This is a genomic window from Lichenicoccus sp. (assembly GCF_965277665.1).
Classification (GTDB): domain Bacteria; phylum Pseudomonadota; class Alphaproteobacteria; order Acetobacterales; family Acetobacteraceae; genus Lichenicoccus.
Window position 1 is genome coordinate 1,783,925 of sequence record NZ_OZ255835.1, and the last position, 18,592, is coordinate 1,802,516.

15 protein-coding genes are annotated in these 18,592 nt (G+C 70.3%); 11 read left to right on the plus strand and 4 right to left on the minus strand.

All coding sequences use genetic code 11. From position 1 onward, the window contains the following. Positions 1 to 46 precede the first annotated feature (46 nt). The 5 genes from ACQY4O_RS08175 to ACQY4O_RS08195 all read left to right on the plus strand — a co-directional run bounded on the left by ACQY4O_RS08175 (position 47) and on the right by ACQY4O_RS08195 (position 5,863). Positions 47 to 1,609 carry a sugar ABC transporter ATP-binding protein gene (locus tag ACQY4O_RS08175; RefSeq protein ID WP_428375685.1) on the plus strand — a complete coding sequence of 521 codons (1,563 nt, stop codon included), beginning with the start codon at positions 47 to 49 and terminating at the stop codon, positions 1,607 to 1,609. A gap of 10 nt (positions 1,610 to 1,619) precedes the next feature. Then, entirely contained in the window at positions 1,620 to 2,645 is a 1,026-nt protein-coding gene (locus ACQY4O_RS08180) for an ABC transporter permease (RefSeq protein WP_428375687.1), read from the plus strand. Positions 2,646 to 2,674: 29 nt separating this feature from the next. Continuing rightward, on the plus strand, positions 2,675 to 3,631 hold the full coding sequence (locus tag ACQY4O_RS08185; RefSeq protein ID WP_428375688.1) for a substrate-binding domain-containing protein: 957 nt from the start codon (positions 2,675 to 2,677) through the stop codon (positions 3,629 to 3,631). A gap of 16 nt (positions 3,632 to 3,647) precedes the next feature. After that, positions 3,648 to 4,862, plus strand: a complete 1,215-nt coding sequence (gene chrA / locus ACQY4O_RS08190) for a chromate efflux transporter (RefSeq protein WP_428375690.1) — start codon at positions 3,648 to 3,650, stop codon at positions 4,860 to 4,862. 149 nt (positions 4,863 to 5,011) lie between these two features. Then, a complete protein-coding gene (locus ACQY4O_RS08195; protein WP_428375692.1) occupies positions 5,012 to 5,863 on the plus strand; it encodes an alpha/beta fold hydrolase in 852 nt (283 codons plus the stop codon). Here the strand turns inward: ACQY4O_RS08195 and ACQY4O_RS08200 are convergent. Then, positions 5,860 to 7,113 (minus strand): NRAMP family divalent metal transporter, encoded by a 1,254-nt coding sequence (locus tag ACQY4O_RS08200; protein ID WP_428375694.1) that lies wholly within the window; start codon positions 7,111 to 7,113, stop codon positions 5,860 to 5,862. The genes ACQY4O_RS08195 and ACQY4O_RS08200 overlap by 4 nt on opposite strands. Before the next feature lie 90 nt (positions 7,114 to 7,203). After that, positions 7,204 to 7,968: a chromosomal replication initiator DnaA gene (locus ACQY4O_RS08205; protein WP_428375696.1), complete on the minus strand. Its 765-nt coding sequence runs from the start codon at positions 7,966 to 7,968 to the stop codon at positions 7,204 to 7,206. A 111-nt stretch (positions 7,969 to 8,079) separates the two neighbouring features. Here ACQY4O_RS08205 and purM point away from each other — a divergent pair, with 111 nt between their 5' ends. The 3 genes from purM (at position 8,080) to ACQY4O_RS08220 (ending at position 10,008) form a co-directional block, all read left to right on the plus strand. Further along, positions 8,080 to 9,150, plus strand: coding sequence for a phosphoribosylformylglycinamidine cyclo-ligase (purM, locus tag ACQY4O_RS08210; protein ID WP_428375698.1), 1,071 nt, complete (start codon positions 8,080 to 8,082; stop codon positions 9,148 to 9,150). A gap of 5 nt (positions 9,151 to 9,155) precedes the next feature. Further along, positions 9,156 to 9,770 carry a phosphoribosylglycinamide formyltransferase gene (gene purN, locus ACQY4O_RS08215; protein WP_428375699.1) on the plus strand — a complete coding sequence of 205 codons (615 nt, stop codon included), beginning with the start codon at positions 9,156 to 9,158 and terminating at the stop codon, positions 9,768 to 9,770. 70 nt (positions 9,771 to 9,840) lie between these two features. After that, the gene (locus ACQY4O_RS08220) at positions 9,841 to 10,008 is read left to right on the plus strand and encodes a hypothetical protein (RefSeq protein WP_428375700.1); all 168 of its coding nucleotides are present in this window, start codon (positions 9,841 to 9,843) and stop codon (positions 10,006 to 10,008) included. Between the two features lie 76 nt (positions 10,009 to 10,084). Here the strand turns inward: ACQY4O_RS08220 and ACQY4O_RS08225 are convergent, their stop codons facing one another. Next, positions 10,085 to 11,395: an MFS transporter gene (locus ACQY4O_RS08225; protein WP_428375701.1), complete on the minus strand. Its 1,311-nt coding sequence runs from the start codon at positions 11,393 to 11,395 to the stop codon at positions 10,085 to 10,087. Positions 11,396 to 11,505: 110 nt separating this feature from the next. After that, on the minus strand, positions 11,506 to 11,928 hold the full coding sequence (gene ndk / locus ACQY4O_RS08230) for a nucleoside-diphosphate kinase (RefSeq protein WP_428375703.1): 423 nt from the start codon (positions 11,926 to 11,928) through the stop codon (positions 11,506 to 11,508). Between the two features lie 106 nt (positions 11,929 to 12,034). On the opposite strand from ndk, the gene ACQY4O_RS08235 reads away from it, so the two are divergent. The 3 genes from ACQY4O_RS08235 (at position 12,035) to ACQY4O_RS08245 (ending at position 18,519) form a co-directional block, all read left to right on the plus strand. Continuing rightward, complete coding sequence (locus ACQY4O_RS08235) at positions 12,035 to 13,954, plus strand: ABC-F family ATP-binding cassette domain-containing protein (protein ID WP_428375705.1); 1,920 nt, start codon at positions 12,035 to 12,037, stop codon at positions 13,952 to 13,954. 72 nt (positions 13,955 to 14,026) lie between these two features. Then, positions 14,027 to 16,483: an EAL domain-containing protein gene (locus ACQY4O_RS08240; RefSeq protein WP_428375706.1), complete on the plus strand. Its 2,457-nt coding sequence runs from the start codon at positions 14,027 to 14,029 to the stop codon at positions 16,481 to 16,483. 215 nt (positions 16,484 to 16,698) lie between these two features. Further along, a complete protein-coding gene (locus tag ACQY4O_RS08245) occupies positions 16,699 to 18,519 on the plus strand; it encodes a S53 family peptidase (protein WP_428375707.1) in 1,821 nt (606 codons plus the stop codon). Positions 18,520 to 18,592 lie beyond the last annotated feature (73 nt).

Genomic DNA, 18,592 nt, shown 5'->3' on the forward strand with positions numbered 1-18,592 from the left:
CCGGTGTCTAGCGTCGACGCAATAAAGCGCGCGTCGCCTTGAAGCGATGACCGGCCGGGGAAACGCCTTGGACCAGACCCTGCTGCTGGAGCTTGTCGGCATCGAGAAGCGCTTCGGCGGCGTGCACGCCCTGCGCGGCGTCGATTTCGACCTCTGCCCCGGCGAGGTGCACGTCCTGCTCGGCGAGAACGGCGCCGGCAAGAGCACGCTGATGAGCGTGCTGTCCGGCGTGGTGGCGCCCGATGCCGGCACGCTCCGGCTCGACGGACAGCCGGTGCGGCTGCAGAGCCCGCGCGAGGCGCAGGAGGCGGGCATCGTCATGATCCCGCAGGAGCTCGACCTGGTGCCGGGGCTCGATATCGCCGCCAACCTGTTCCTCGGCCACGAGCCGCTCACCGCGCGCCGGACCCTTGATGGCGCCCGCATGCGCCGCGAGGCGAGCGGCCTGCTGGCGCGTGCCGGGGTGACGCTGAAGGCCTCGCGGCGGGTCGCCTCGCTGCGCATGGGCGAGCGGCAACTGGTGGCGATCGCCAAGGCGCTGGCGGCCGAGGCGCGCATCCTGATCCTCGACGAACCGACCGCCGCCCTGTCTGCCACCGAGGCGGAGCATCTGTTCGGGGTCGTGCGCGAGCTGCGCGCCCGCGGTGTCGGCATCATCTATATCTCGCACCGGCTGGAAGAGGTTGCGCGCATCGGCGACCGCGTGACGGTGATGCGCGACGGCACCGTTGCCGGGCAGGCCGCACCGGACGCGCCGCAGGCCGAGCTCGTGCGCCTGCTGGTCGGCCGCGATTTCAGCGCGCTGTTCCCGGCGCACGGGCGGTCGTACGGCCCGGTACTGCTGTCGCTGTCGCATGCGCGCTTCGTCCCCGACCTGCCGCGGGCCGGCTGGAGAGCGCCGCGCGACGTCTCGCTCGCCGTGCATGCGGGCGAGATCGTCGGCCTGTCCGGCCTGATGGGTTCGGGCCGCACCGAATTGCTGTCGGCGCTGTTCGGCTTCGAGGCGGCCGGTCGCTGGGAGGGCGAGATCGGCGTCGGTGGCCGCCCGTTCCGCCCGGGAACGGTGGACGCGGCGCGCCGCGCCGGCCTCGCCTTCGTTACCGACGACCGGCGTGGCAGCGGCTTCGTACCCGGGCACACGGTGGCCCGCAACATCGTGATGTCGACGCTGCGGCGCATGACGCCGCACGGACTGGTCGCACCGGCGGCCGAACGCCGGCAGGTGGCAGCAGCCCTCGAGCGCTCGGATGTCCGGCCGCGCCGGCCGGAGGCGAAGGTGATCACCCTCTCCGGCGGCAACCAGCAGAAGGTGGTGTTCGCCAAGGAGCTGCTCAGCGAGCCGCGCCTGCTGCTGCTCGACGAGCCGACCCGCGGTGTCGATGTCGGCGCCAAGGCCGAGATCTACCGGCAGTTGCGCGGGCTCGCGGGTCAAGGGCTCGGCGTGCTGGTCGCGTCGTCCGAGCTGCCGGAACTTATCGGGCTGTGCGACCGCATCCTGGTCATGCAGGACGGCGTGACGGTTGCCGAGTTCGCAGCCGGCGTCGACGAGGCAACCCTGCGCCGGCACAGCATGGGTGACGCGCGCACGACGCGGTCGGGGGCCGCCTGAAGGTGCCCCGGTGAGCACCATCGCGCCGTCGGCCGCCCGGCCACACCTGCGGCCGCTTGCACTTCTGGTGCGCTTCCAGAGCCTGCTCGGCCTGGTGCTGGTGCTGCTCGGCGGCGTGCTGTTCTCACCGCACCGGCATGGCCGCATCCTGTTCCTCGCCGCCGACAACGTCGCCAACATCGTGCGCTCGATCTCCGAGACCGGCATCCTCGCACTTGGCATGACCTTCGTGATCATCGCCGGCGGCATCGACCTCTCGGTCGGCGCGGTGCTCGGCCTGTCGAGCGTGCTGACGGCGGCGCTGCTGGTCAATGACGGCTGGACTCTCGCGAGCACGCTGCCGCTGGTGCTGCTGGTGGCGGTGGTGTTCGGCCTGCTGCAGGGCGTGCTCTCGACCCGGCTGCGCATCCAGGCCTTCATCGTCACGCTCGCGGGCCTGCAGGCGGCGCGCGGGCTGGCGCTGATCGCGTCGGACAACAACTTCATCAACATCACCTACGGCGACGGCCCCGGACGCGCGCCGCCCGGTTTCGCGCTGCTCGGCGAACGGCTGTTCGGCGACACCTTTCCGGTCGCGACCCTGGTGTTCGTGATCCTCGCGATCCTGGCGGCGTTCCTGCTCAACCGCACGCGCTACGGCCGCTACGTGTTCGCGGTCGGCGGCAACGAACGCGCGGCGCGTCTGTCCGGCATTCCGGTGCAGTGGGTGCGCATCTCGGTGTACGGGCTGAGCGGCCTGTGCGCCGGCGTCGCCGGCATCGTGCATGCCGGACAGTTCAGCTTCGGCAGCCCGAACGACGGATCCGGCTACGAGCTGAACGCGATCGCCGCCGTGGTGATCGGGGGCACCGACCTGTTCGGCGGCGCCGGCAGCATGATCGGCACCATCGCCGGCGCCGTGATGCTCGGAGCACTCGCCAATATCCTGCAGCTCAACGACGTGAGCGCCGCCATGCAGCTGCTGGCCACGGGTGCCATCATCGTGCTCGCCGCCGGCCTGCAGACGGTGGTCGGACGCGACGCAGGCTCACGTTGAACAAAAACATGACCAGGGGAGACACGACGATGCGTATCATACCGATGCTGGTAGCTGGAACGCTGATGGCGACGCCGGCTTTCGCCAAGCCACTCTCAAAAACCTGCGGACCCCACGACCACTACGTGATCGGCTTCTCGCAGGCGAACTTCAAGGAGCCGTACCGGGCGCAGGTCAATCACGAGCTCGAACGGCTGGTGAAGACCATTCCGCAGTTCAAGATCGTGATCGCCGACGGGCAGGCCAGCGACAATACCCAGGTCTCGCAGGTCGAGAACTTCCTGACCCAGCAGGTCGACATCCTGTTCGTCTCCGCCTTCGAGGCGGCCCCGCTGACGCCTGCGGTCAGCCGCGTGTACAAGGCGGGCATTCCGGTGATCGAGCTCGATCGCAAGACGCTGGGCCATGACTACACAAGCTTCGTGACCGGCGACAACCGCGCCATCGCCAAGCAGGCCGGGGAGTACGCCGCGACGACACTCGCACCCGAAGGCGGCGAGGTTGCGATCCTGGAAGGCCTGCCGAGCTCGTCGCCGGCGATCGAGCGCCTCGAAGGCTTCAAGGCCGGCATCGCGAGCAATCCGAAGCTCAAGCTGGTCGCGGTGCAGCCGGTCGACTGGATGCAGGACAAGGCGGTGACGGTGTTCGGCGCCATGCTGCAGTCGCATCCCGACATCAAGCTGGTCTATGCCAGCAATGACCTCGCCGCAGCCGGCGCCTACATCGCCGCCAAGCAGGCCGGCAAGTCCGGGCAGGTCAAGATCATCGGCACCGACGGCCTGCCCGGACCGTCCGGCGGCATCCGCGCCGTCGCCGACGGCGAGTGGGCGGCCACCATGGTGTATCCGACCGGGGCGGCCCAGGCGCTGGATCTCGCCAGGAAGATCCTGATCGACTGCGCCGCCTCGGTGCCGGCCCTGATCACCGTGCCGACGCAACTGATCGATGCCGGCAACGCCAAGACGATCTACGCCCGCGGCAGCTGAGCGACGGTGCGAGGCGTTGGCCGGCCGTCCCGGGACGCCGTTCGAGGTCCTGCTGGCGTTCCTCCGGCTGGGACTGACCTCGTTCGGCGGCCCGGTCGCGCATCTCGGCTATTTCCGCAGCGAACTGGTCGAGCGCCGCGGCTGGGTGAGCGAGCAGGACTACGCCGAGATCGTCGGGCTGTGCCAGTTCCTGCCCGGACCCGCCTCGAGCCAGGCCGGCTTCGCGCTCGGCCTGCTGCGCGCCGGGCCAATCGGCGCGCTCGCCGCCTGGGCCGGCTTCACCCTGCCGTCAGCCTTGTTCATGCTGCTGTGCGCCGACCTGGCAGGCGGCCTGGCGGCCTCGCCGCTCGGCCACGGGCTGTTGCACGGCCTCAGGCTGGCGGCGGTGGCGGTGGTGGCGGGGGCGGTCCTGGGCATGGCGCGATCGCTGTGCCCGGACCGGCCGCGCGCCGCGATCGCGATGGCCGCTATGCTCGCCACCGCCGCGGCTCCGGCCGGCGTGGCGCAGATGGTCGCCATCTTCCTCGGAGCGGCAGCCGGGCTGCTGCTGTGCCGGGGCACCGGCGCGCCGCGGGATGCGATACCGATCGTGCAGCCGGTGTCGGCCCCGGCCGGGGCGCGCTGTCTCGGGCTGTTCCTTGCGTTGCTGGTGTTGCCGCCGGTCCTGGCGGCGCAGCGTCCAGAAGCCGTGCCGCAGGGGCTGAGGCTGTTCGAGGCGTTCAGCCGCGCCGGCGCCCTGGTGTTCGGCGGCGGCCACGTCGTGCTGCCCCTGCTGCACGATGCCGTCGTCGCGCCCGGCTGGGTGCCGGAGGATCGCTTCCTGGCAGGCTACGGTCTGGTGCAGGCCGTGCCCGGACCGCTCTTCAGCTTTGCCGCGTATCTCGGAGCGGTCGCCTGGCCGGGTTCCGGCGGCCTGCAGGGTGCCACCATCGCCCTCCTGGCGATCTTCCTGCCAGGGCTTCTGCTGGTGGCGGGAACCCTGCCGTTCTGGAACTGGCTGCGCGCCCGTCCGGCAGCACGCGCCGCGGTGCAAGGCGCCAATGCGGCCGTGGTCGGGCTGCTTGCGATGGCGCTCTACGACCCGCTCTGGACCAGCACGATCCTGCGGCCGGCCGACTTCATCGTGGCCGTGGCCGGCTTCCTGCTCCTGACGATGTGGCAAGTTCCACCGCTGGCGGTAGTGGCGCTGGGCGCGGCCAGCGGTGCAGCCCTCAGCTTGCATACGGGCTGAATCGAGCCATGCCTGGACAAGCGTCTCGGAGAAAATATTGCCGTCCGCTGCACCAGGTCGCAGAGCCGATGCCCGACCTTGCGGCTTCACGAGGTCACGGACGAGTATTTTGCCTGATTGCCCGGCAGCCCCACCCACGGAGAATGCCCATGCGCAGGCTCAGCCTGATTTTGCTGCTTGCCGCTGCCCTGCCCCGGCTTGCGGACGCCGCGCCGGCACGCTGGCAGACCTTGCCGCCGACGCCTGTAGCACTGGCGACCAGTCACGCAGGCGAGGCAGCGGTCGATGGCATACGCATCCATTATGCCGTCGTCGGCCAGGGACCGCCGGTCATCCTGCTGCATGGCGGCCTCGCCAACGCGGACTACTGGGGACGCCAGGTGCGGGCGCTGGCGCCGCGTCACCGCGTGATTGTCATGGACAGCCGCGGGCACGGACGCAGCACGCGAGACGGCCGTCCGTTCGGCTACGACCTGATGGCAAACGACGTGGTCGGGCTGATGGACGCGCTCGGGATCCGGCGCGCGGACATCGTGGGCTGGAGCGACGGCGCCATCATCGGTCTCGATCTCGCCATGCGCCATGCCGATCGCATCCGGTCCGTGTTCGCCTTCGCCGCCAACGTGACGACCGACGGCGTGCGGGACGGCGTCGAGAAGAACCCGAACTTCGCCGCCTTCATCCGCCGCGCCGGCGACGAGTATAGACGCTACTCGGCAACGCCCGGGCAGTACGACGCCTTCGTCGCGCAGATCGGCCGCATGTGGGCGGACCAGCCGAACTGGACCGACGCGCAGCTCGCCGCAATCCGCACTCCGGTGCTGGTCGCGGACGGCGACCATGACGAGGCCATCAAGCGCCAGCACACCGAGCACATCGCCGCCGCCATTCCCGACGCCGGATTGCTGATCCTGCCGAACACCAGCCACTTCGCGTTCCTGCAGGACCCCGCTCTGTTCAACGCCGCCCTGCTAAACTTTCTCGACCAGGGCAGGCGTTAGAGGCTGCCTGCGCCTTGCAAGCCGCCGAACACGCCAAGTGCGGTGGTGAGCCCTGAGACGGCCACTACCAGCCAGAAATACGGCCCGCGCAGCCGGTGCTGGTCCGGCAGCGCGCGTACCGCAAGCGCGATCAGGAAGCCCAGCACCAGAGGCAGCAGCAGCGCATTCATCACCTGCACGCCGACATTGAGCGCCACCAGGTCCGGCCACACCGCCACCAGCAGCGCGCCCGCCACCACGCAAGTGGCGTAGATGCCGTAGAACCAGCGCGCCTCCAGCGGCCGCAACTCCAGCGAGCGGCGATAGCCGGCAACCTCGCCGACGCCCCAGGCCAGCGCCAGGGAGGCCACGATCGCCGCCACCATGCCGGCGCCGAGCACGCCCAGGCTGAACACCAGACGACCGGCCTGGCCGCCGAGGAACGGGGTCAGCGCCTGGCTCATCTCGCCGATCGTATTCAGGCTGGCATCCGGCCGGTTCGGCGCAATCGTGGCGGCACACGCGATCAGTACCGCGGCCATCACCAGCTGCGTGATGACCGCGCCGATCGCGGTATCCCAGCGGGCGGCGCCGTAATGCTCGGGACGCAGCTTTTTGTCGGCGACCGCGGACTGCTGGTAGAAGATCATCCAGGGCATGATGACGGCGCCGATATTGGCAGCCGCGAGATAGACATAGCCCTTGTTGGCGAACGGGATGTTCACCGCGCCACGCACGATGTCCGCCATGTGCGGGTGCGCCGCCCAGGCGACATAGAAGAACGCCAGCTCGAACAGCCCGACCGCGATCATCACCCGCTCGGCGCGCCGGTACGACCCGGTGATCACCACCAGCAGCAGGGCGCCTGCCGCCAGCGCCAGCGTCACCGCCCGTGGCACGCCATAGAGCTCGCCGACGCCTGCCACGCCCGAGAACTCGGTCAGCAGCGCCCCGCCGGTGGCGACCGCGAGCCCGGCCGCCGAGACGATCGCCCAGAACCGCCCGAAGGTCTCGCGTATCAGCTCGCCATGGCCGCGCCCGGTGAAGATGCCGAGCCGCACGGTCAGTTCCTGCACCATGAACAGGATCGGCATCAGCAGGAACTGCAGCAGCAGCAGCCGGTAGCCCCACTGCACGCCGCTCTGCCCGGCTGTGATGATGCTGCCCACGTCGGTATCGGCGAGCATGACCACGAGCCCGGGGCCGAACACCGCCGCCGCCCGCGCGAGGCGCGACTGCTTGCTCCGGACGGCTTCGCGCGATGTGGGCAAGAGACTTCATCCTGACGGCTCCGGACCGGAGCGCGCGAAGTTGCGGCGCGGCAGGAGAAGGTCGGGCGCTCCTGGTGTCAACTCTGCTGCTCAGAGCAGCGGCGCGCCCTCCGGCATGTCCTCGACGAACTCGTCCGGGCCGATGAGCAGTTCGTCGAGCACCAATCCTGCCAGGCTGCGTGTCACAGCACCCCCCGAGGCGAGGGCCGCCTGGTCGAGCCGGCGGGCCGCCTCCCGCATGGCGTCCGCTCGCCGCGGCAGGCGCAGCAGCAGCCAGTCCACCACCGGCTGCGCCACCGCGAGCTGGCGCTCGGCGAGCAGCCGCTGCAGCAGGATGCGCAGCAATCCCTCCTCCGGCTGCCGCAGCCCGACGGCCGCCGTCGCCCGCAGCCGGCTCGCGAGGTCGGGCAGCCGCATCTCCCAGCGGGCGGGCGGCGCGCGACCGGAGAGCAGGATCGGCAGACGGTCCTCGCGGGCCGCGTTCAGCAGGTGCAGCAGGGCGCGCTCGTCGGCGGCGAGGTCGGCATCGTCGACCGCGATGCCGCCCGCGTCGCCGCTCCTCTCCGGCAACCGGGTCAGCCCGCGCAACGCCGTGCCGGGCAGCAGCAGCGCGTCATGGTCCTGCGCCCAGACCTGCAGCAGGTGGGTCTTGCCGCTGCCGGCCGCACCCCATAGCGCCAGCCGATGGTCGGGCCAGTCGGTCTCGCGGCGGCGCTCGAGCCAGGCCAGCGCCGCGGCGTTCGATGGGGCGGCGATGAAATCCGCGCGCGCGAAGCGTGGCCGGTGCGCGAACGGCAATGCAAGCTGCCGCTGCGCGCCGTGCTCTCCACCCGGCCGCTCACCTGATTCTCTCATTGTTTTACGACGCGCCCCGCCTGCCGTAAAGGAACCCGCATTGCATCTACCCGAGGAACCGCCGGCCAGCCATGCCGGCTTGGTTCGCAACGCGCACGAGGCAGCCACCGCATGACCCAGATGCCGCCCGAGGGCACCTACCGCGCGTCCGGCGTGGATATCGAGGCGGGCGAGCGGCTGGTCGAGGCGATCCGGCCGGCCGCCGGCGCCACCGACCGGCCCGGCAGCATGGGCGGCCTGGGCGGCTTCGGCGCGCTGTTCGACCTCAAGGCGGCCGGGTACCGCGACCCGGTGCTGGTCTCCGCCACCGACGGCGTCGGCACCAAGCTGATGGTGGCGATCGAGACCGGGCGGCATGACGCGGTCGGCATCGACCTGGTCGCCATGTGCGTCAACGACCTCGTGGTGCAGGGCGCCGAGCCGCTGTTCTTCCTGGACTATTTCGCCACCGGCAAGCTCGCGGTGGAGGCTGCGGCGCGCGTGGTGCGCGGCATCGCCGACGGCTGCCGGCTCGCCGGTTGCGCCCTGGTCGGTGGCGAGACCGCAGAGATGCCGGGCATGTACGGCCCGGGCCACTACGATCTCGCCGGCTTCTCGGTGGGTGCCGCCGAGCGCAACGCGCTGCTGCCGAAGACCATCGCTCCGGGGGACATCGTGCTCGGCCTGCCGAGCAGCGGCGTGCACGCGAACGGCTTCTCGCTGGTGCGCAGCATCGTCCGCGCGGCCGGGCTGGGCTGGGACGACCCGGCCCCGTTCGCGCCGGGCCTGTCGCTCGGCGCGGCGCTGATGACGCCGACCCGGCTCTACGTGCACCAGGTGCTGGCCCTGCACCGGGCCGGCCTGCTGCGGGGCGCCGCCCACATCACCGGCGGCGGCCTGCCGGGCAACCTGCCGCGCGCACTCCCGGCGGGCACCCGGGTCGCCATCGACGGCGAGGCCTGGACGCCGCCGCCGGTGTTCGGCTGGCTCGCACGAGCCGGCGGGGTCGCGCCCGAGGAAATGCTGCGCGTGTTCAACTGCGGCATCGGCATGGCGCTGATCGTCTCGAACGCCGCGAGCGCCACGGCCCTGTTGTCCGAACTCGGCGAGACCGCCTGCGTGATCGGCCGCATCGAAGCCGGGCCGGCCGACGCCCCGGCCACGCTGCGCTATGCGAGCCTGCCGCTGTTTCCGCAGGCCTGATCGGGATGGCGCGCACCCGGGTCGCGGTGCTGGTCAGCGGACGCGGCAGCAACCTCCACGCGCTGATCGCGGCAAGTGCCGCGCCGGACTATCCGGCCGAGATCGCGCTGGTGCTGAGCAACAATCCAGCGTCCCCCGGCCTGGACACCGCGCGGGATGCGGGCATCCAGGCGCAGGCGATCGACCACCGTGCGCATGGGCGCGACCGCGCCGCGCACGAGCAGGCGATCGACGCGGCGCTGCGCGAGGCCGACATCGGCTGCGTCTGCCTCGCCGGCTACATGCGCCTGCTGACCCCGCTGCTCACCACCCGCTGGGCCGGCCGCATGCTGAACATCCATCCAAGCCTGCTGCCGGCGTTTCCCGGCCTGCAAACCCACGCACGCGCCTTGCAGGCCGGCGTCACCCTGCATGGCTGCACCGTGCACCTGGTCACCGAGCGGGTCGATGACGGCCCGATCCTGGGACAGGCGGCGATCTGCGTGCATCCCGGCGACACGCCGGAGACGCTGGCGGCCCGGGTGCTGGAGCAGGAGCACCTCCTGTATCCGCTGGCGCTGCGCCGGCATCTCGGCGGCCGCGCGGCCGGGCCGCGCGAAGGCGTGCTGCTTGCGGTGTGATGCGGCATTTATCGGGTGGCCGCTTTTGCGCTAGATCTGCAGCCCGGAGCGTCCACGAGGATCGACGAGCATGGCAACCGAGCAGGCTCCCCGCAGCGAAGGCGCCCCGTTGCCGACGACAGCGGAGGCCCTGATGGCCGACCGCCAGATGTTCTGGGCGCGTTTCTGCCGGGCGGCATTCTGGGCCGTGGCGGTCGTCATCGCCATCGTGGTGCTGCTCGACTGGACGCTGGTTTAGCAGGCCAGGGGCTTTGCCCCCTCGATCCGCTTCGCGGCTCAAGCCCATCAAAGGCGAGCCTTTGAAATCCTGAAATTTAAGAATCGGGGTCTGGGGCCTTCGGCCCCAGCGGGACCAGGGCAGCGCCCTGGTCTTGCTTCTTCAGCACCCTGTTAGAGCTGCCGACTTCCGGCAGCGCCAGGGCAGCACCCGCGCACACCAGGTTCACCAGCAGCAGGTACCAGCCCGGCGCGATCACGCTGCCGGTCTGGCGGATCAGCCAGACGAAGGCAACCTGCGCGGTGCCACCGAAGGCCGCGATCGCCACCGCATAGACCATTCCAAAAAGGGTGGCCATGCCGAACCGCGTCGCGCGCAAGGCCTGCGGCAGGTGCTGCACCATCAGCACGACACTGGCGACGAAGCCGGATGCCTGCAGCATCGCGATCGCCGCGCACAGCCCGATGAACAAGGCGGCACTGCCGCTGCGCGAGGCAAGCCACAGGCCGGGCAGCACCAGCAGGGCCAGCAGCAGGCGCGGCCAGATCGCCACGCGCCGGCTGCCGACCCGGTCGGACAGCACGCCGCCGCCCCATGCGGCGCCCGCGCCGCAGACGCCGATCACCACGGCCACCAGCAGCGCGTTGCGTATCGGCAGGTGCAGCGCGGTCAGCGCGTAGCTGGTGGAGAAATTCAGGAAATACTGGGTGACGGTGCCCCCCGCCATCATCAGGAAGCCGCAGGCCAGCACCCGGCGCAGCGACGGATGCGCAGCAGGCTCGGCGACCGGGGCGCCACGTCGCGGCGCGACAGGGTTGCCACGTCGCGGCTCATGCAGCCCCGAGCGCAGCCAGAGCCCGACCGGCACCACCGCGGTGCCGAGCAGGAACGGCACCCGCCAGCCCCAGCGCGACAGCGCGGCGGGTCCGAGCAGCACGTCCAGCAGCACGCCGACCAGGCCGCACAGCAGCACCGCGCAGGCCTGGCTCACCCCCTGCCAGGCGATGAGCCGTCCCTGCCGCCCGCTGCCGGCGGCGTCGAGCAGGAAGATCGTGGCGGGACCGGCCTCGCCGCCCCAGGCGAGGCCCTGGATCAGGCGCGCCAGCACCAGCAGCAGCGGCGCGGCCGTGCCGAGCGTGGCAAAGCCCGGCAGCAGGCCGATGATCAGGCTGCCGACCCCCATCAGCGCCAGCGAGGCCAGCATGCCGGCCCGGTTGCCGCGGCCGTCGGCCAGCGCCCCGATCAGCAGCGCACCGAGCGGCCGGGTGACGAAGCCGACCCCGAAGGTGGAGACCGACAGCAGCAGCGACAGCTCCGGGTCGTGCGCCGGGAAGAACGCCCGGCCGATCATCACCGCGAAGGTGCCGTAGGCGATGAAGTCGAACACCTCGAGGGTGTTGCCGAGCACCGCGGCGACGATCTGACCTGGCGGTATGGCCTCCGGAGACCCGGTGCTGCTCGGGCCGGTGCTGCTCTGGTCGGTGCTGCTCAGGCCGGTGCTGCTCAGGCCGGTGCTGCTCAGGGAAGAATCTCGGTCCCCGAGAAGAAGAAGGCGATCTCGGCGGCGGCGTTCTCCGGACTGTCGGAGCCGTGCACCGAATTCGCCTCGATGCTTTCGGCGAACTGCGCGCGCACCGTGTGCGGCTCGGCCTGCTTCGGGTTGGTGGCGCCCATCACGGAACGGTTCTTCAGCACCGCGCCCTCGCCCTCGAGGACCTGCACCACCACCGGGCCCGCGGTCATCGAGGCGACCAGGCTCGCATAGAACGGACGCTCTCGATGCACCGCATAGAAGGCGCCGGCCTCCAGGTCGGACAGGCGGATGCGGCGCTGGGCGACGATGCGCAGGCCGGCTGCCTCGAACAGCGCGTTGATGCGACCGGTCAGGTTGCGCCGGGTGGCGTCCGGCTTGATGATGGAAAGCGTGCGCTCGGTCGCCATGTCCTGGCTCCTTGTAAAGTTTCTGGGTGAAGTCTGTTGCTACCGGGCGCGCATCTAGAACAAATCGGCCGGGCTGGCCACACGCCCTTCGCCGCGGAACCACCACTTGAGCCTGCTCGTCATCTCCGGCCTCACCCTGCGCATCGCGGGCCGCACACTGCTGGATGGCGCCGATCTCACGATCGAGCCGGGCCGCCGGGTCGGCCTGCTGGGGCGCAACGGCGCCGGCAAGTCCACCCTGCTGGCGGCGATCGCCGGCGACATCGCGCCCGACGGCGGCGAGATCCGGCTGTCGTCGCGCGCACGCATCGCGCGGATCCTGCAGGAAGCGCCATCGGGTCCGGGAAGTCTGCTGCAAACCGTGCTCGATGGCGATACCGAGCGCGCCGGCCTGCTTGACGCCGCCGGGACCGAGCTTGATCCGGCCCGGCTCGCCGACATCCACGAGCGCCTTCGCGGGATTGCCGCCGACAGCGCGCCCGCGCGGGCGGCGACCATCCTGGCCGGCCTCGGCTTCGACGCGGCGGCACAGGCGCGCGCCGTGTGCGAATTCTCCGGCGGCTGGCGCATGCGGGTGGCGCTGGCGACCGCCCTGTTCCTGCAGCCCGACCTGCTGCTGCTCGACGAGCCGACCAACCATCTCGACCTCGAGGCGACGCTCTGGCTGGAGACCTGGCTGGCGCGCTTCCCGGGTGCCGCGCTGATCGTCAGCCACGACCGCAACCTGCTCGACCGCGCGGTGCACGCGATCGCCCATCTCGATGGCGGCAAGCTGTCGCTCACCCCGGGCGGCTACGACGAGTTCGTACGCCTACGCACCGAGCGCGCACTGCAGCAGAACCGCGCGGCGGAGCGCATCGCCCAGCGGCGCGCTGACATGCAATCCTTCGTCGACCGGTTCCGCGCCAAGGCGACCAAGGCACGGCAGGCGCAGGCCCGCATCAAGGCGCTGGAAAAGCTCGACCATATCGAGAGCGTGGTCGAGGACGCGCCGGTCCGCTTCGCCTTCCCGGAGCCGGCACAGCTCGCCCCGCCGATGCTGAGCATGGACCGGGTCGATGCCGGCTATGACGGCAAGCCGGTGCTGCGCGGGCTGACGCTGCGCCTGGACATGGACGACCGCATCGCCCTGCTGGGCGCCAACGGATGCGGCAAGTCCACCTTCGCCAAGCTCATCGCCGGCCGCCTCGCGCCGATGCGCGGCAGCCTCGCTCTCGCGCGCCAGCTCAGGGTCGGCTATTTCGCGCAGCACCAGGCCGACGAGCTGGAACCGGAGGAGAGCCCGGTCGCGCACATGGCGCGCGCCATGCCGGAAGCGCCGCCGACCCTGCTGCGCGGCCAGCTCGCGCGCTTCGGCCTCGATGCCGACCGCGCCGGCACTCCGTCGCGCGACCTCTCCGGCGGCGAGAAGGCCCGGCTGCTGCTGGCGCTGGCAACCCGCGATGCGCCGCAGCTGCTGATCCTGGACGAGCCCACCAACCATCTCGACATCGACGCCCGCGAGGCGCTGGTGCGGGCGCTGGCCGAGTTTTCCGGCGCTTTGTTGCTGATCAGCCACGACGCCCATCTGGTCGAGCTGGTGGCCGACCGGCTGTGGCTGGTCGGCGACGGCACCGTGCGGCCGTTCGACGGCGACATGGCGGACTACCGCACCTGGCTGGGTGAACGCGCCCGGATCGCCAACCGCGTGGCCCATGCGGCGCCCGCTCCCGGTGAAGCCGCCAATCCCGGACTTGTCGCCAATCCCCGGCAGGCGGCCGATCGGCGCGACCGGGCGGAGCAGCGACGGGTGCTGGCGCCGGTTCGCAGGCGGGCGCAGGAGGCGGAGCGGACGATGGCAAGGTTGGCCGCGGAGCGCACCGCGCTGGAACGGCGCCTGGCGGACCCGGCCCTCTACCTGACCGGCAAGGCCGGCGAGATCACCGAAATGCACACCCGGCTGGCGGCGATCGGCCGCCAGGCCAGCGCGGCGGAGGAGCAGTGGCTGCTGGCCGAACACGAACTCGAAGCCGCGAACGTGAATTGAACGTGAGGATTGAGTTCTAAGCGATTTCATTTCATATTCAGGTCTATCGGCAAGAAGGCGAATGACCTGTTCATGATGCGCGTCATCGGATGCATCACCAACCAGCATGATCCGCGGCTCCTGGTGCTGGCGGCGTGCATCTGCCTGCTTGCCTGCTTCACGACGCTGACGCTGGTGGCGCGCGCCGAACGCCCGGGCCGTCTCGGCTTGCTGGCCTGGCTGGCCGCCGCCGCCGCGGTGTTCGGCTGCGGCGTCTGGTCGCTGCATTTCGTGGCCATGCTCGCCTTCATGCCCGGCACCGAGATCACCTACCGCCCGGGCCTCACCCTGCTCTCGATCCTGGTCGCGACCTGCGGCACGCTGCTGGCGCTGCTCTGCCAGCGCCTGTCGCTGCCGCGCGGGATACGGTGCGTGCTGGCAGGTACGGCGCTCGGCGCCAGCGTGGCCGCCATGCATGCGACCGGCGTCGCGGCGATGGATGTGCCGGGGACGCTCTGGATCGACCGGCCGCAATTGGCCTGGTCGCTGGTGGTCGGCATCCTGCTGGCGATGATCGCCTTCGCGCGCTCCGACCGGCTGTCGCGGCTGGGACGGCGCATCGAGGTCTCCGCCTGGCTCGCCGCCTGCGTCCTGAGCATCCATTTCATCGGCATGTCGGCGCTGCAGATCACGCTCGGTCCGCACGCGGCCGCCCGCGGCATGCCCGGGCCTGGCGTGGGGGCGCCGGGCGGCTTCAGCTACGGCATGCTGGCGACCGGCGTCGGCGCGGTCAGCCTGGTCGTGCTGGTGGCAAGCCTGGCCGCGACCCTGATGGAGCAGCATCTTTCCGACCGCACCGTCCTGGAACTCAAGCGCCTGCGCCTGCTGAGCTCGATCTCGCGCGAGGTCATGATCATCCACCAGGACGGCCTGATCCTGGAGGTCAATGCCGCCGGCGCCACGCTGTTCGGCGAGCCGATGGACGCGTTGATCGGCCGGCAGTTCCTGGAGCTGTTCTCGGCCGGCAGCCAGGCGGCCGCGCAGGCGCAGATGAACCAGGGCAGCGAACCGCAGGCACCGGCGAAGCTGGAGGTGCGAGTACGCGGCGGCCGGCTGGTCCCCGTCGAGGTCGCCTGCCGCGCCATCGACTTCATCGGCCGGCCGGCGACCGCGGTTGCTCTGGTCGATCAATCCGAACGTCGTCGCGACGCCGAGACCATCCGGCACCTGGCGCAGCATGACGCGCTGACCGGCGTGCCGAACCGGCTGCTGCTGCACGAGCGCATGATCCACACGCTGGCGGCCAGCGACGCGCAGCAGACCTCGGTGGCCCTGCTGCATCTCGATCTCGACCGCTTCAAGGCCTGCAACGACCTGCTCGGCGACCATGGCGCCGACCTGCTGCTGAGCGAACTGGCGTCGCGGCTCACCGCGGAGCTGCGCTCGTCGGACACCCTGGCGCGTATCGGCGGCGATGAATTCGTCATCGTCTGCGCGCTGCAGGATGATGCGCGACAGGTGGCGGCGCTGGCCGGGCGCCTGCTGGAGACCCTCGGCCAGGCGTTCGAGCATGAGGGCCTGCGCGTCGCACCGAGTGCCAGCATCGGCATTGCGCTCTATCCGCAGGATGCGGTCAACCAGGCGGCGCTGCTGCGTGCCGCCGGCACCGCGCTGCGCGAGGCCAAGCGCGAGAGCCCGGGATCGTTCAAGTTCTTCGAGCGCGGCATGGACCTGGTGCTGCACGAGCGGGTCGAACTGGAGCACGACCTGCGCCTGGCCATCGAGAATGACGAGCTCGAGCTGCACTACCAGCCGCTGTTCAGCTGCAGCAGCGGCGTGATCGAGGGCTACGAGGCGCTGATACGCTGGCACCACCCCAAGCGCGGGATGGTGATGCCGATCGATTTCATCCCGCTGGCCGAGCAGACCGGGCTGATCGTTCCGGTCGGCGAATGGGCGATCCGGACCGCCTGCATCGAGGCGTCGACCTGGCCGGCGCGGCAGTCGATCGCGGTGAACGTCTCGCCGATGCAGTTCCGGCAGTCGAACCTGCCGTCGATCGTGGCCGACGCCCTGCTCACCTCGGGCCTGCCGGCGCACCGGCTCGAGATCGAGATCACCGAGGGGGTGCTGATCACCGACACCGACGAGGCCATACGCACCCTCTCCGCGCTCCGCGCCCAGGGCGTGCGCGTGTCGCTTGACGATTTCGGCACCGGCTATTCGAGTCTGAGCTACCTGTCGTCCTTCGCCGTGGACAAGATCAAGATCGACCGGTCCTTCGTGCGGACGCTGGGCCAGGGTGAAGGCGCCGACCTGCTGGTGCGGACGATCATCGAACTTGGCCATCATCTCGGTCTCACGGTGGTCGCCGAGGGGGTGGAGACGCCGCAGCAACTTGCGATGATCCAGGGCAAGGGGTGCGACCAGGTGCAGGGCTACCTGCTCGGCCGCCCGGCGCGCATGGACCCGGCGCGCATGGACCAGAACGAGCCGCGTCAGCGGGCAGCAGGCCGGGAGCCGGAACTGCAAATCACCGCAGCTTTGTAGCTAACCAAAAAGTTACTGCGATTAGCTTATTGACGCGTTCAAGCCTGCTTTATTAACCTTCCTCCACCCAGTGGGATGAGACAACGATCCGGCTCTGCATCGCTTTCGGCGGGCAGTCCGGGCGCCTCTCGATCTACCGGCCAACGAGAGGAAGCTTGATGTCGAGATCCCTGAAGCGTTGCCTTGCCCTTTCCGTGGCATCCGTCCTGACCGGCATGATGGCTACCGCCGGCGGAGTGCGGTCCGCCCGCGCCGATCCCAGTATCGGCGTCCCCCTGGCCTTGACGGTCTATCTGCCGATCAAGAACCTGGCCGCGGCCGAGGCCGCCGCCCGCGCCATGCAGACGCCGGGCAGCTCCACCTACCACCAGTTCCTCAGCGTCAAGCAGTTCATCGCGGCCTATGCGGACAGCGATGCCCAGATCGCCAAGGTCGAGGCGACGCTCGAGAATCTCGGCTTCACCATCCAGTATGTCTATGCGAACCACCTCGCGATCGAGGTCGGCAGCTCGGTGAACAACGTCGAGAGCACCTTCAACGTCAAGCTCAAGCAGTTCACGGTCGATGGCCGCACCGGCACCGCCTCGCTGACGGCGCAGCAGATCCCCGCGGCGCTTGCCGGCCTGATCCGCGGCATCGGCGGCCTGAACACGATGGCCTATCCCAAGCCGAGGCATGTGGCAGCGCTCGCCGCCGCCGGTGCGCGCAAGGCCGCCGTCGCCGCGACGTCCGCCAGCCTGACCGGCGGCACGCCCGGCAACTACCTGCCGGCCGACTTCGAGAAGTTCTACGACGTGACGCCGATCAGCAGCCGCGGCATCACCGGGCGCGGCACCACGATCGGCATCGTGACGCTGAACACCTTCACTGCCGCGGACGCCTATTCCTTCTGGCAGCAGATCGGCCTCAACGTTTCGCAGTCGCGCATCACCAAGGTGAACGTGGATGGCGGCGAGACCGCGAGCACCAACAACACCGACGGCGAAGGCGAGACCGACCTCGATGTCGAGGAGAGCGGCGGCATCGCGCCGGGTGCCAGCGAGCGGGTGTACATCGCGCCCAACATCAGCAATGCGAACTTCATCGACGGTTTCGAGGCCGCGGCGTCGGAGAACATCGCCGACACGGTGTCGTCGAGCTGGGGCCAGCCGGAGCTCGGTTTCTTCTACGACGCCGCCACCAAAACCCCGGGCGAGACCTACCAGCTGCAGGTCTTCCATGAGGCGTTCCTCGAAATGGCGTTGCAGGGACAGAGCGTCTTCATCGCCGCCGGTGATTCCGGATCCTACGACACCGTGCGCGACTGCCCGGCCTATGGCACGCCGACCGCCACCGCGCCGACCTGCAATGCGCCCTACGCAGTGGACCATCCGGCCAGCGATCCGCTGGTGACCGCGGCTGGCGGCACCACCCTGCCGTTCTCGTATTCCCTGGGCGACGTCGTCCTGACGGTGGCGCAGGAGCAGGCCTGGAGCTGGGACTACATCTCCAGCGAGGCCGCAGCCCAGGGCAAGGCGTCCGAGTTCCCGGTCTCCAGCGTCTTCTCGACCGGCGGCGGCGGCGGCGTGAGTTCCTACTGGGGCGAGCCCTGGTACCAGCTGGCGACGCCGGGCATCACCCGCACCAAGCCGGGCCAGACCTACACCCAGAATAGCGGGTCGGGCAGTGTCCTGCAGGTGACGCTGCCGGCCAATTTTGCCGGACGCAACAGCCCCGACATCAGCACCAATGCCGATCCGGAGTCCGGCTACCAGTATATCCAGGACGGCGCCGTCTCGAACTTCTACGGCGGCACCAGCTTCGTGGCGCCGCAGCTCAACGGCGTGAACGCGCTGTTCGTGCAGGCGCTCGGCGGACGCACCGGCGAGCTCAGCCCGGTGCTCTACCAGCTCTCCGACCTCACCACCAACGACGTCACTGCCGGCGACAACTGGGGCTACAACGCCATCACCGGGTTCGACAACGCATCCGGCGTCGGCAAGCTTGATGCGGCGAAGCTGCTGGCCGGGCTGACCCTGCTGAAGGCGCTCAAGTAAACACTCAGACTACCGGCGCTCCGCCCAGCGGGGCGCCGGCCTCTTGGTTGCCGGCGCAAACCCGGATATTGAG

Bases quoted from the DNA above. Each gene is read 5' to 3' on its own strand.
- ACQY4O_RS08175 (WP_428375685.1), top strand. From the start codon at position 47: ATGACCGGCCGGGGAAACGCCTTGGACCAGACCCTGCTGCTGGAGCTT.
- ACQY4O_RS08185 (WP_428375688.1), top strand. From the start codon at position 2,675: ATGCGTATCATACCGATGCTGGTAGCTGGAACGCTGATGGCGACGCCG.
- ACQY4O_RS08195 (WP_428375692.1), top strand. From the start codon at position 5,012: ATGCGCAGGCTCAGCCTGATTTTGCTGCTTGCCGCTGCCCTGCCCCGG.
- ACQY4O_RS08205 (WP_428375696.1), bottom strand. From the start codon at position 7,968: ATGAGAGAATCAGGTGAGCGGCCGGGTGGAGAGCACGGCGCGCAGCGG.
- purM (WP_428375698.1), top strand. From the start codon at position 8,080: ATGACCCAGATGCCGCCCGAGGGCACCTACCGCGCGTCCGGCGTGGAT.
- purN (WP_428375699.1), top strand. From the start codon at position 9,156: ATGGCGCGCACCCGGGTCGCGGTGCTGGTCAGCGGACGCGGCAGCAAC.
- ACQY4O_RS08220 (WP_428375700.1), top strand. From the start codon at position 9,841: ATGGCAACCGAGCAGGCTCCCCGCAGCGAAGGCGCCCCGTTGCCGACG.
- ndk (WP_428375703.1), bottom strand. From the start codon at position 11,928: ATGGCGACCGAGCGCACGCTTTCCATCATCAAGCCGGACGCCACCCGG.
- ACQY4O_RS08240 (WP_428375706.1), top strand. From the start codon at position 14,027: ATGATGCGCGTCATCGGATGCATCACCAACCAGCATGATCCGCGGCTC.
- ACQY4O_RS08245 (WP_428375707.1), top strand. From the start codon at position 16,699: ATGATGGCTACCGCCGGCGGAGTGCGGTCCGCCCGCGCCGATCCCAGT.